The sequence below is a fragment of the Amycolatopsis umgeniensis genome, from assembly GCF_014205155.1.
In the GTDB taxonomy this organism is placed as follows: domain Bacteria; phylum Actinomycetota; class Actinomycetes; order Mycobacteriales; family Pseudonocardiaceae; genus Amycolatopsis; species Amycolatopsis umgeniensis.
Genome location: NZ_JACHMX010000001.1, coordinates 1,782,510 through 1,794,899, shown reverse-complemented (window position 1 = coordinate 1,794,899; position 12,390 = coordinate 1,782,510). Strand labels below are relative to the sequence as shown.

The window sequence follows — 12,390 nt, the reverse complement described above, 5'->3', positions numbered from 1 at the left end:
TCAGTCGATGTTCCCGGTCAGGTAGCGCTGCACCGTCGGTGCGATCGCGGTCACCAAAGGCTCGATCTCGCTCGTCGCCATGGGTTCGAACTTCGCGACGTACCGCACCAGCCCCATCCCGACCAGTTGCGAAGCGCACAGCGACGTCCGCAGTTCGACGCGGTCCGAGCCCAGTCCGGCGATGATCTTCGTGAAGAAGTTCTGGAAGAAGCTGCGCAGCACCAGCGCGGCCTGCTCGTGCCCGGCGACGCTGCGGACGAGTGCCTGGAACACCTCGCCGCCCGCGCCGTCCCAGCGGGTGAGGAAGGTCCGCACGATCCGGCGGCCGAACTCCTCGTCGGGTCCGTTCGTCAGTTCGGCGAGCAGTTCGTGCGGGTCGAACGGCAGTTTCAGCACGGCTTGGGCGAACAGCCCCTCCTTGCTGCCGAACCAGTGGTTGACCATCGCCGCGTCGACCCCGGCGCGGGTCGCGATCGCGCGCACCGTCGCGCCGTCGAAGCCGCTCTCGCCGAACACCGCGCGGGCCGCTTCGATCAGCGCGACGCGGGTGTCCTGTCCGCCGGGCCGTCGCCCCCGGCGGCGCGCGGTAGTGTCTTCAACAGCCATAGCGCCATCATGAACGGACCCGGCGCGAAATTCAACAATCCTTGAATTCATCCCCCGGTCCCCGGCGGTTCGGCCATTGCAGCACAATGGGCGACATGGTCAGCGCCGCACACGCCAGCCCGTCCGGGCTCGGCTCGGTCAGCCCTTCGCGCGAGGATTTCCGCGCGCTCGCCGAGGGCCGTCGCGTCATCCCCGTCGTCCGTCGCGTGCTCGCCGACGGTGAGACCCCCATCGGGGTCTACCGCAAGCTCGCCGCCGACCGGCCGGGCACGTTCCTGTTCGAATCGGCGGAGAACGGCGCTTCCTGGAGCCGATGGTCGTTCATCGGCGTCGACAGTCCCGCCGCGCTGACCGTGCGTGACGGCCGGGCCGTCTGGACCGGCACCCCGCCGGTCGGCCTGCCGACCGAGGGCGACCCGCTCACCGTGCTGCGCGAGACCGTCGCCGCGCTCCACACCGAACAGCTGCCCGGGATGCCGCCGCTCACCGGCGGGATGGTCGGCTACATCGGCTACGACGCCGTCCGCTGGCTCGAACGGCTCCCCGAGCTCGCCGAGCGTGACCTCGACATCCCCGAGCTCACCATGCTCCTGGCGACCGACCTCGCCGCCTTCGACCACCACGAGGGCACGGTCACGCTGATCGCCAACGCGGTCAACTGGGACGACTCGGCCGAGCGGGTCGACGCCGCGTACGACGACGCCGTCGCGCGTCTCAACGCGATGACCAAGCAGCTGCACGTCGCGGCCCCGGCCACGGCCGCCGTCTTCGACCGGCCCGCGCCCGAATTCACCCGCCGCCGCTCCAAGCCGGACTTCCACGCCGCCGTCGAGAAGGCCGTCGAGGCGATCAAGGCGGGCGAAGCGTTCCAGATCGTGCCGTCGCAGCGGTTCGAGATCGAGACCCAGGCCGACGCGCTGGACGTCTACCGCGTGCTGCGCACGTCCAATCCGAGCCCGTACATGTACCTGCTGCGCCTGGACGGGTTCGACATCGTCGGGTCCAGCCCGGAGTCGCTGGTCACCGTCCGGGACGGCCGCGCGACCACGCATCCGATCGCGGGCACCCGCTGGCGCGGCGCCGATCCGGAAGAGGACGCGCAGCTGGCCAAGGACCTGCTCGCGGACGAGAAGGAACGCGCCGAGCACCTGATGCTCGTCGACCTCGGCCGCAACGACCTCGGCAAGGTCTGCAAGCCCGGTACCGTGCGCGTCGTCGACTTCTTCGACGTCGAGCGCTACAGCCACGTCATGCACATCGTCTCCACGGTCACCGGCGAACTCCTCGACGACAAGACGGCCTTCGACGCGGTCGCCGCCTGCTTCCCGGCGGGCACCCTCTCGGGCGCGCCGAAGGTCCGCGCGATGCAGCTGATCGAGGAGCTGGAGCCGACCCGCAGGGCGCTCTACGGCGGTGTCGTCGGTTACCTCGACTTCGCCGGCGACGCCGACACCGCGATCGCCATCCGCACCGCGCTGATGAAGGACGGCACCGCCTATGTCCAGGCGGGCGGGGGAGTCGTCGCGGACTCGGTCGCCGACTACGAGGACAACGAGTCGCTCAACAAGGCCCGCACGGTGCTTTCCGCCGTCGCGGCCGCCCAGACGATGATCGCGGCGAACGAGCTCGACCCGGCGGGTGACGGCGCTCGTGTCTGACGCCCCGCCCGCCAAGAAGGCCAAGCGTCCACTGTGGATCGCCGTGGTGGGCCTGCTGCTGGGCGCGATCGCGCTGTGGGCGGCCTCGCAGCTCGTGTGGTTCGCGGAGTTCCGCGACGGTGGCGTACGCGGCACCGTGCTGTACACGGAAACCGGTTCACAGCGTGCGGTTGCGCTGATTCCGCTCGCGCTGCTGGCGCTCGCGGGCACGGCGGGCCTGATCGCCACCGGCGGCTGGCCACGCCGGGTGCTCGGCGTGGTACTCGCCGTGTCCGGTGTCGCGGCGGTGTGGATCGGCGTGGCGGGCGGCTCGTTCAGCGGGTTCGCCGACGGGCTGCCCGTCGCCCAGATGGTGGGAGCCCGCGCACTGGCGATCCTCGGGGGAATTCTCGTGACCGCGGGCGGGTTGGCAGCCATCAAGGGCGCGGGCCGGATGCCACGCCTCGGCGCGAAGTACTCGGCGCCGGGGGCGAAGAAGCGGGCCGCGAAGGATCCGGAGACCGAGCTGTGGGAGGCGCTGTCCGAAGGCGAAGATCCCACCGCGACCCGGTGACGACGGCGGATTTCGCGGGTTTCGGAGATCTTTCCCGGCAAAGATGACACGGTTGGCATTCGGACTAACGGACATACCCGGAACCAGGCCGTATTCGTGCGGGGGTTAGCATCGTTTCGGCGGGAAGGGGAAGGTTTTTGTGAGCGACCTTGCGAAGGAATCCGTGAGTACGACGGCTGGTGAGGGACTCCGGTGAGCGTGCTCGAAGACATCGTCGCCGGCGTCCGCGCCGATCTCGCCGAGCGCGAGGCGGTTCTGCCGTTCGACGAACTGAAGAAGCGTGCGACCCAGGTCGCACCTCCCCGTGACGTGCTGGCCGCCCTGCGCGAGTCCGGTATCGGCGTCATCGCCGAGGTGAAGCGGCGCAGCCCGTCCAAGGGTGAGCTGGCCGAGATCGCGGATCCGGCCGCGCTGGCGAAGGACTACGCCGACGGCGGCGCCCGGGTGATCAGCGTGCTGACCGAGCAGCGGCGGTTCGGCGGTTCGCTCGCCGACCTCGACGCGGTCCGCGCGGCTGTCGACATCCCGGTGCTGCGCAAGGACTTCATCGTCAGCCCGTACCAGGTCCACGAGGCGAGGCTGCACGGCGCGGACATGGTCCTGCTGATCGTGGCGGCGCTGGAGCAGAACGCCCTGATCGCGTTGCTGGACCGCGTCGAATCCCTCGGGATGACGGCGCTGGTCGAGATCCACAACGCCGAAGAGGCCGACAAGGCCCTCGAAGCGGGTGCGAAGGTGATCGGCGTCAACGCCCGCAACCTGCACACGCTCGAGGTCGATCGGGACGTCTTCTCGCGGCTGGCCCCCGGCCTGCCGATGGACGTCTTCAAGATCGCCGAGTCCGGTGTCCGCGGTCCCGGCGACCTGATGTCCTACGCGGGCCACGGCGCCGACGCCGTCCTCGTGGGCGAAGGGCTCGTCGCTTCCGGAGACCCGAAGGGCGCGCTGGTCAAGCTGGTCACCGCCGGTTCGCACCCCGCGTGCCCGAGGCCTTCCCGATGACCACCGAGTACACCGAAACACCGCACGGCGAGCACGACCCGGACGAGCGGGGCTACTACGGCCCGTACGGCGGCCGGTTCATGCCCGAGGCGCTGATCGGCGTCGTCGACGAGGTCGCGGCCGAGTACGACAAGGCCAGGACCGACCCGGAGTTCGTCAACGAGTTCCGGCGCCTGCTGCGCGACTACGCCGGACGTCCGTCGCTGCTCACCGAGGCCAAGCGCTTCGGTGAGCACGCCGGCGGCGCCCGGGTCTTCCTCAAACGCGAGGATCTGAACCACACCGGTTCACACAAGATCAACAACGTGCTGGGCCAGGCACTGCTCACCAAGCGGATGGGCAAGAAGCGGGTCATCGCCGAGACCGGGGCCGGGCAGCACGGCGTGGCCACCGCCACCGCCTGCGCGCTGCTCGATCTGGAATGCATCGTCTACATGGGCGAGGTCGACACCGAGCGGCAGGCGCTGAACGTCGCCCGCATGAAGCTGCTCGGCGCCGAGGTCGTCCCGGTGAAGACCGGTTCGCGCACGCTCAAGGACGCGATCAACGAGGCGCTGCGCGACTGGGTCACCAACGCCGACACCACGCACTACCTGTTCGGAACGGCGGCGGGTCCGTACCCGTTCCCGATGATGGTGCGGAACTTCCACAAGATCATCGGTGAGGAGGCCCGCGTCCAGATCCTGGAGCAGGCGGGCCGCCTGCCGGACGCCGTCGCGGCCTGCGTCGGCGGCGGGTCGAACGCGATCGGGATCTTCCACGGCTTCATCGACGACCCCGAGGTCCGCCTGGTCGGTCTCGAGCCGGGCGGCGAAGGCGTCGAGGGCAACCGCCACGGCGCCACGCTGACCAAGGGCACCCCTGGCAACCTGCACGGCGCGATGACGTACCTGCTGCAGGACGAGGACGGCCAGACCGTCGAATCGCACTCGATCTCGGCAGGCCTGGACTACCCGGGTGTCGGCCCCGAGCACTCGTGGCTCAAGGACAGTGGCCGCGCCGAGTACCGGCCGGTGACCGACGCCGAGGCGATGGACGCGTTCAAGCTGCTTTCGCGGACCGAGGGCATCATCCCGGCGATCGAGTCGGCGCACGCGCTCGCGGGCGCGCTGGTGCTGGGCCGCGAACTCGGCCCCGACGGGCTGATCATCGTGAACCTGTCCGGTCGCGGCGACAAGGACATGGACACGGCCGCGAAGTACTTCGGCCTGGTGGAGAACGAATGAGCGGGCTTGACAAGGTTTTCGCGAAGACTCGCGCCGAGGGCCGCGGAGCACTGATCGGGTACCTGCCCGCCGGATTCCCCACGGTCGACGGGTCGAAGGACCTGCTGGCCGCGGTGGTCGACGGCGGCGCCGACCTGGTCGAGGTAGGCGTGCCCTACTCGGACCCGGTGATGGACGGTCCCACCATCCAGGCCGCGTCGGTGAGCGCGCTTTCCGGCGGTTTCAAGCTCAAGCACCTGTTCGAGGTCGTCGAGTCGGTGTCTTCGCGCGGCGGCAAGGCCGTCGTGATGACGTACTGGAACCCGGTGCACCGCTACGGCGTCGACCGCTTCGCGCGGGACCTCGCCGCCGCGGGCGGGCTCGGGATGATCACCCCGGACCTGATCCCGGACGAGGCCGACGAGTGGATGGCCGCCTCCGAGCAGCACGGTCTGGACCGGATCTTCCTGGTCGCGCCGTCCTCCTCGGAAGAGCGGATCGCGAAGACCGTCGCGGCCTCTTCGGGCTTCGTGTACGCCACCGCGGTGATGGGCGTGACCGGCGCCCGTGACCAGGTCGGCGTGCACGCCGAGGATCTGGTCGAGCGGACTCGCGCGCATACGGAGCTGCCGATCGGTGTCGGCCTCGGTGTCCGGTCCGGTGCTCAGGCGGCACAGGTCGCCGGGTTCGCGGACGGTGTCATCGTCGGGTCGGCGCTGGTGACGGCCGCGGCGAGCGGGCTCGACGCGGTGCGCGAGCTCTCGGCCGAGCTGTCCGCCGGGGTGCGGAAGGCCGTCGCCCCCGCCTGAGTTTCCTAGCGCGTGAAGGCCCCCTTCCCTCGGCTCAGCCGAGGGAAGGGGGCCTTCACGCGCTAACAGGGTCAGTGCCGCCACCGCTGCGCTTCGGTGATCTCCTCCGGGCTCGCGTTCGCGAACCGCTCGATCTCCGCCCTCCGGACGTCCACGATCGTGGTGGCCAGCGGCGCGCCGAAAGCGGCCGTCAGGTCCTTGTCCGCTTCGAAAGCCGCGACGGAGTCCTCCAGTGTCACCGGCAGCCGCTCGATCCCGCGCGCGGCGCGTTCGGCCTCGGTCAGCGACCCCGGATCGACGTCCACCGGCTCCGGCAGTGCCGCCTCCTCGTCGGCACCGGCCATCCCGGCGAACAGCAGGGCGGCCGCCAGCAGGTACGGATTCGCCGTCAGGTCGAAGCATTTGACCTCGAGGTTCGCCGCCGAGTCCCGGTTCCCGGCGACCCCGCGCACCAGCCTCAGGGGTGTCTCCCGGTTCTCCAGCCCCCACGCGGTGTACACCCCCGCCCAATGGTGCGGCTCCAGCCTCAGGTAGCTGACGACCGACGGCGCCCCGATCGCGAGCAGCGCGGGAAGCCGCCGCAGGATGCCCGCGCCGAACGATTCCGCGACCGGCGTCAGCCCGAAAATCCCTTCCCCGCCGGAGAAAAGGTTTCGTGCGCCCTCCCAGACGCTCAGGTGCACGTGCCCGCCGTTGCCGACACCGGCGGGCGTGAACTTCGGGGTGAAGGACGCCTTCAGCCCGTGCCGGTGGCTGAGCGCGCGGATCGTCTCCTTGGTCAGGACGGCGATGTCGGCCGCGCGCACCGGGTCGGCCGCGGCGACGGACAGTTCGAACTGGCCGTCTACGTACTCGGGATGGATCTGTTCCACCCCGGCGCCCTGTTGGTCCAAAGTGGACACCAGCGCGCGGAGATAGTCCGCACGCTCGGAAAGCCGCGCGTACCCGTAGGCCGGGCCGGCGGTGGCCGACGTCTGGTCGTCCGGGGTGTCGGCACTGGTGACCACCCATTCGAGTTCGAAACTCATCAGTGCGCGGTGACCGCGTGCCGCGAGCTTGCCGACCGCGGTCTCGAGGAGGGCGCGCGAGTCCTGCGGATGCGTCTGGCCTTCCTGGTCGAGCCTCGTCACCGGCGCCCACGCCCAGCCGGGTTGCCCGGCGAGCACGGTCAGCGCGTCGAGATCCGGATGCAGCCGCAGGTCGCCGACCGGTCCGAGCGAATACTCGCCGCCGGCGATGTCGTCGTCGGAACCGAAGAAGTCGAAACAATTCGAAGCACCGACGCCCCACGCGGCCGCGGACGGCAGTTTGCGCAGGGGCACCGCCTTGACCCGCGCTATCCCGGCGTTGTCCACGAAGGTCAGCGCCACGAGTTCGACACCCCGTGCCCGGAGATCCCCGGTGAGGGCGGTCGCGCGGGCGGTCAGTGCTTCCCGGTTCACCATGGTTCCTCATCCTGGCCTCATCTCGGGCCCCTTGCCACGCCCGGATCCGGTCATAAGGTGGGGCCGCACTCGTCGATCACCAGAAGGAGCGCGCCATGCCGGGAACTCCGATCCTGCCGTTCGTGGCCGAGACAAGGCTGGTGGACCACCACTGCCACGGTGTCGTCACCGGTGACCTCGGACGGATCGAGTTCGAGCAGATGCTCACCGAGGCCGACACCGTCTCGGCACTGGGCACGACCTTGTTCGACTCGCTGATCGGCCTCGCGGTCCGTGCCCGTTGCGCGCCGATGCTCGATCTGCCGCCGCACGTCCCGGCCGAGGCCTATCTGGCCCGTCGCGCCGAACTGGGGGCCACCGAGGTCAACGCGCGGTTCCTGCGCGCCACCGGCACGACCGAGTTCCTGCTCGACGGCGGTTTCCTGCCGGACGCGCTGACCACGACCGAGCAGTTCGCGCAGCTGTCCGGCGCCCGCGCGCGGGACATCGTCCGGCTCGAACAGGTCGCCGAAGCCGTCGTGAAGTCCACGACGGCGGCAGGGTTCGCCGCGGCCTTCACCACGGAACTGGCGCGCCGCGCCACGACGGCGGTGGGGTTCAAGTCCATCGCCGCCTACCGCGTCGGCCTCGACCTGGCGGGGGAGCGCCCGACGGACGCCGAAGTCACCGAGGCGGCGGGCCGCTGGCTCGCCCGGATCGAGGCAGGCGAACCGGTCCGGCTCGCCGACGAGGTGCTGCACCGGTTCCTGATCTGGACCGGGCTCGAGCTGGCGCTGCCCGTCCAGTTCCACGTCGGTTTCGGCGATTCCGACGTGGACCTGCACCGCTGCGATCCGCTGCTGCTCACCGGGCTGTTGCGGGCGACGCGATCGCGCGGGGTGCCGATCATGCTGCTGCACAACTATCCCTTCCACCGGAACGCCGCGTATCTGGCGCAGGTGTTCGAGCACGTGTTCCTCGACGTGGGTCTCGCGACGCACAACGCCGGTCACCGTGCGCCCGCGATCATCGCGGAGACCCTGGAGATCGTGCCGTTCGGGAAGCTGCTGTTCTCCACGGACGCGTTCGGGCTCGCCGAGCTGTACCACCTCGGCACCGCCCTGTTCCGGCAAGGATTGTCCGACTTCCTGTACGCGGGGCTCACCGCCGACGTACTGTCCGAAGTGGACGCACGTCGGATCGCGGCCTTGGTGGGGCACCGCAACGCCGAACGGGTATACGGACTGGAGGGGACATGACGGAGCTGGACGAGCTGCAGGACCGGTGGGAGGCGGCCGTCGAGGCGGAGCTGCCGTCGGCGATCGGGCTGCGGCACCGGGTGCACGCCGACCCTCGCGCGTCGGGGGACGAAGAGGACACCGCGCGGGTCCTCGTCGAGGCGCTGGGTGCCGGTGAAGGGGTGCGGGTCGCCAAGACCGGGCGTGCCGTGCTGTTCCCCGGCACCGGGCCGGGACCCGCCGTCGCGCTGCGGACCGAGCTGGACGCGCTGCCGGTCACCGAGCGGACCGGGATCCCGTGGGCTTCGGAGACACCGTTGATGCACGCGTGCGGGCACGACGTGCACATGGCCGCGCTCGTCGCCACCTGCCGCGCGGCGGCCGTCGTAGGGGTGCCGCGGCCGATCCTCGCGCTCCTGCAGCCGCGAGAGGAGACCTCGCCGTCCGGAGCGCTGGACATCGTCGAGTCCGGGGTGCTCACCGAGTACGGCGTCGAAACGGTCATCGGCGCGCACGTCCAGCCGCGGCTCGCGGCGGGTGTGGTGTCGGCGGTACCCGGGCCGGTCAACGCCTCCACCGACGAGTTCGACGTGGTCGTGGCCGGCCAGGGCGGGCACGCGGGCTACCCGCATCTGCTGCGGGATCCGATCCTCGCGCTCAGCCAGATCGTGGTGAGCCTGCAGCAGCTCGCGAGCCGCCGGGTCGACCCGGTGTTCGGCGCGGTCTGCTCGGTCGGCCGGATCCAGGCGGGGACGACGGCGAACGTCGTGCCGAACGAAGCCCGCCTGTCGGGATCGCTGCGGCTGATGCGCGCCGAGGACCGCGACCTCGCGCTGGAGGGGCTCGCCGAGGTCGTCCACGGCACCGCGAAGGCGCACGGCTGCCGGGCCGAACTGGAGATCAGCCCATGCGAACCGGTGCTGCACAACGACGCCGGGCTGACCCGGCACGCGCACCGGCGGCTCGTCCGGACCGGGGCGGGCGTGGACACCGATTTCCGGTCGTTCGGCGCCGACGATTTCGCGCATTACTGCGGCGTGACGCGCGGGCTGATGATGTTCGTCGGCCTCGGCGACACCGCGGGCGCGCCCAGCCTGCACGACGAGGTCTTCCTGCCGCCGGATGCCGCTGTCGGGCACGTCGCTTCGGCGCTGATCGCGGGCTATTTGGCCGCCGTCGAGGGCTGACGCCCCCAAGAAGTGGATGAAGCGCTACGGTGGCCTCCGTGAATACCGCCTCGGCAGCGTTCCTCGCGACCATCCCCAGTCCCGACCAGGGCGTCTGGCATATCGGGCCGGTCCCGATCCGGGCCTACGCGCTCTGCATCATCGCCGGCATCATCGTCGCGATCTGGCTGGGTGAGCGGCGCTGGGTGAATCGCGGCGGCACGAAGGGCACCGTCATCGACGTCGCCGTCTTCGCGGTGCCGTTCGGCCTGGTCGGCGGGCGGCTGTACCACGTCATCACCGACAACCAGCTGTACTTCGGCGAGGGCAAGAACCCGATCAACGCGCTGAAGATCTGGGACGGCGGCCTCGGCATCTGGGGCGCGATCGCGCTCGGCGCCGTCGGCGCGCTGATCGCCTGCCGCCGCCGGGGCATCCCGCTGCCCGCGATGGCGGACGCGCTCGCGCCGGGGATCGTGATCGCGCAGGCCATCGGGCGGCTCGGCAACTACTTCAACCAGGAGCTCTACGGCGCGCACACCGATCTGCCGTGGGGACTGGAGATCTACCAGCGCTACAACCCGACCAACCCGGACGACTTCCTGAACGGCATCGCGATCGGGCACGTCCCGCTGCCGGACAGCCCGGTGCACCCGACGTTCCTGTACGAGCTGATCTGGAACCTCGGTGTCGCGCTGCTGGTCATCTGGGCGGACAAGAAGTTCCGCCTCGGCCACGGCCGCGTGTTCGCGCTCTACGTCGCCGGGTACACCGCAGGCCGGTTCTGGATCGAGATGATGCGGACCGACACCGCGAACCACATCCTCGGCCTGCGGGTAAACGTGTGGACGTCGATCCTGCTGTTCGCCGCGGCGATCGCCTACTTCGTGGTGGCCGCCAAGCGGGGGCCGAGGGAAGCGCCGGAAACGCTGTGGAGCAAGGACGTCCCCCGGGAAGGCGAGCCCGCCGAGTCCGCTCCCAAGGACGAAGCACACGCGGAGGTCGCCGCCGCTCCGGACACCGTCCGGGACTCGGCCGCCGACAAGGCGACCGAGGACCCGAAGCCCGACGCCGAAAAGTAGCGGTCCGCGGGGCGCCTCCGGTAGTCGATCACGCAAGTCCGTGAAGGCCTCCTTCCCTACGCTCAAGGTAGGGAAGGGGGCCTTCGCTACTTCGCCGACCAGCGGTCGTGAGTGGTGAGGATCGTTCTGGCGGACCGGTATTTGCTTACCCATGGATGCGGGGCGTCGTTTCGGCGGGCTTGCGGAGCTAGTGCTGGGGTGACCGGAGTGTCCCGCGACGATGAAGGATTTAGGACATTGAACGTCCCAATTCCTTCATTGTCGACTTCGACGCCCGACCGGCGAGCGTGAAGGGCGAGTTTTCGCGGCGGCGTGGTCGAGCCCGTCGCAGGGGCTGAGACTGGAGTGCTCCCGTGACCCCCGTCGCTTTCGTGCAGGTCAGGCGTAGGTAGTGAATACGGGTCCGCTCTAACGCGACTTACCACCCGCACCCCATCGGATCCGGCCGGTACTTTCGCGTGTCTGGGTGGACGGCACGCCGGCGACCGGGCCTCACCGCGAGTCGTCCATCCAGTCACGCGTGTTCGCCGCTGGAGCACACTCGACACGAGTCACGCCTGGATACTCGCCGAGCCTCAGGGGGAGACCAGGCCCCGTCCGGTCACCAAAGGCAGGTCCAGCGCCGTCAGCAGCCCCGGAGGGGCCGCCACCACCGCCGGGATCGCGTTCACCAGCCGCATGGCTGTCGCCTTCAGACCGGCCGTGTTGTGGTCGCCGTCGGTGCCGACCAGCCGCAGGTCCAGCACGTAGTTCGGCTCACCGGTCACCTGGACGCGGTAGCAGCCCTGCCCGGACGGCTGCGGCCAGTCCGGGCCGAGGTCGCCGCGCAGCCGCGTGATGTGCTCCAGTACGCACACCGCCCGCCCGCCGCGCATGCCGCGCACCTCGAACCGCAGCGCCGCCGCCGTGCCCTCCTTGATGGTCCCCGAGGCGATTTCGAACGTCTCCGGAGCCGGGAGCCGTTCGTAGACCTCCTCGACGGAGTCGAGTTCGACATCCAGCCCGGCCGCGAGCTGCCGCACGACGCTGCCCCAAGCCAGCGACAGCACACCGGGCTGCAGCAGCAAGGGAAGATCGTCCATCTCCCGCCCGAAGCCCATGATTTCGAAGAGCACCTTCGCTTGGTCGTACGTCGAATAATCGAGGATCTCCATACAGCGAACCTCGTCGATCCGTTCGCATACGCCGGTGAGCACCAGCGGCAGCCAGTCGTTGGCGAAGCCGGGGTCGATGCCGTTGACCCACAGCGAAGCGCCGCCTTCGCGCGCCGCCTCGCGGATCGGCTCGATCATCTCCGGCGGGACGACGCCTTCGGGGTACTGGAGGAACACGGGGCTGCTGGAGACCACGTTGATCCCCGCGCGCAGGAAGCGTTTCAGGTCCTCGACGGCCTCGACGAGCCTGTCGTCGGCCATCGCCGTGTAGAGCACACAGTCCGGCTTCAGGGCGATGAGCGCGGCCGCGTCGGTGGTCGCCGCGACACCGAGCGAACGCCCGAGCCCGGCCAGCTCCCCGGCGTCCACACCGGCCTTGGCCTCGCTCGAAACCCAGACCCCGGCGAGTTCGAGATCGGGTCGCGCGGCTATCCCGGCCACCGCGTGACGGCCGACGTTCCCGGTACTCCACTGGACCACGCGCAAGGCGTTC

The 12,390-nt window shown here is 70.1% G+C and carries 11 protein-coding genes; 8 read left to right on the top strand and 3 right to left on the bottom strand.

Features of this window, described 5'->3' with window-relative positions; all coding sequences use genetic code 11:
* Complete coding sequence (locus tag HDA45_RS07855) at positions 1-606, bottom strand: TetR/AcrR family transcriptional regulator (protein ID WP_184893266.1); 606 nt, start codon at positions 604-606, stop codon at positions 1-3.
* Positions 607-701: 95 nt separating this feature from the next.
* Between HDA45_RS07855 and HDA45_RS07850 the strand changes: the two genes are divergently transcribed.
* The 5 genes from HDA45_RS07850 (at position 702) to trpA (ending at position 5,833) form a co-directional block, all read left to right on the top strand.
* A complete protein-coding gene (locus HDA45_RS07850) occupies positions 702-2,264 on the top strand; it encodes an anthranilate synthase component I (protein WP_184893264.1) in 1,563 nt (520 codons plus the stop codon).
* On the top strand, positions 2,257-2,817 hold the full coding sequence (locus tag HDA45_RS07845; protein WP_184893262.1) for a Trp biosynthesis-associated membrane protein: 561 nt from the start codon (positions 2,257-2,259) through the stop codon (positions 2,815-2,817). The genes HDA45_RS07850 and HDA45_RS07845 overlap by 8 nt, the downstream gene beginning before the upstream one ends.
* Before the next feature lie 192 nt (positions 2,818-3,009).
* The gene (trpC, locus tag HDA45_RS07840) at positions 3,010-3,819 is read left to right on the top strand and encodes an indole-3-glycerol phosphate synthase TrpC (protein ID WP_101609411.1); all 810 of its coding nucleotides are present in this window, start codon (positions 3,010-3,012) and stop codon (positions 3,817-3,819) included.
* Entirely contained in the window at positions 3,798-5,045 is a 1,248-nt protein-coding gene (trpB, locus tag HDA45_RS07835) for a tryptophan synthase subunit beta (protein ID WP_378317680.1), read from the top strand. Before trpC ends, trpB begins: the two co-directional genes overlap by 22 nt.
* Positions 5,042-5,833, top strand: coding sequence for a tryptophan synthase subunit alpha (gene trpA, locus HDA45_RS07830; RefSeq protein ID WP_184893257.1), 792 nt, complete (start codon positions 5,042-5,044; stop codon positions 5,831-5,833). The genes trpB and trpA overlap by 4 nt, the downstream gene beginning before the upstream one ends.
* Positions 5,834-5,904: 71 nt before the next feature.
* On the opposite strand, the gene HDA45_RS07825 is transcribed toward trpA, so the two are convergent.
* The gene (locus HDA45_RS07825) at positions 5,905-7,278 is read right to left on the bottom strand and encodes a type I glutamate--ammonia ligase (protein WP_184893255.1); all 1,374 of its coding nucleotides are present in this window, start codon (positions 7,276-7,278) and stop codon (positions 5,905-5,907) included.
* Between the two features lie 95 nt (positions 7,279-7,373).
* On the opposite strand from HDA45_RS07825, the gene HDA45_RS07820 reads away from it, so the two are divergent.
* From HDA45_RS07820 to lgt, 3 genes are read left to right on the top strand one after another with little or no spacing between them, the layout of a single operon-like run.
* Positions 7,374-8,516, top strand: a complete 1,143-nt coding sequence (locus HDA45_RS07820; protein ID WP_184893253.1) for an amidohydrolase family protein — start codon at positions 7,374-7,376, stop codon at positions 8,514-8,516.
* On the top strand, positions 8,513-9,682 hold the full coding sequence (locus HDA45_RS07815; protein ID WP_184893251.1) for a M20 metallopeptidase family protein: 1,170 nt from the start codon (positions 8,513-8,515) through the stop codon (positions 9,680-9,682). The genes HDA45_RS07820 and HDA45_RS07815 overlap by 4 nt, the downstream gene beginning before the upstream one ends.
* A gap of 29 nt (positions 9,683-9,711) precedes the next feature.
* Positions 9,712-10,743 (top strand): prolipoprotein diacylglyceryl transferase, encoded by a 1,032-nt coding sequence (gene lgt, locus HDA45_RS07810; RefSeq protein WP_184893249.1) that lies wholly within the window; start codon positions 9,712-9,714, stop codon positions 10,741-10,743.
* A gap of 575 nt (positions 10,744-11,318) precedes the next feature.
* Here the strand turns inward: lgt and HDA45_RS07805 are convergent.
* Positions 11,319-12,383, bottom strand: coding sequence for an NAD(P)H-dependent amine dehydrogenase family protein (locus tag HDA45_RS07805; RefSeq protein WP_184893247.1), 1,065 nt, complete (start codon positions 12,381-12,383; stop codon positions 11,319-11,321).
* Between the last annotated feature and the right edge of the window lie 7 nt (positions 12,384-12,390).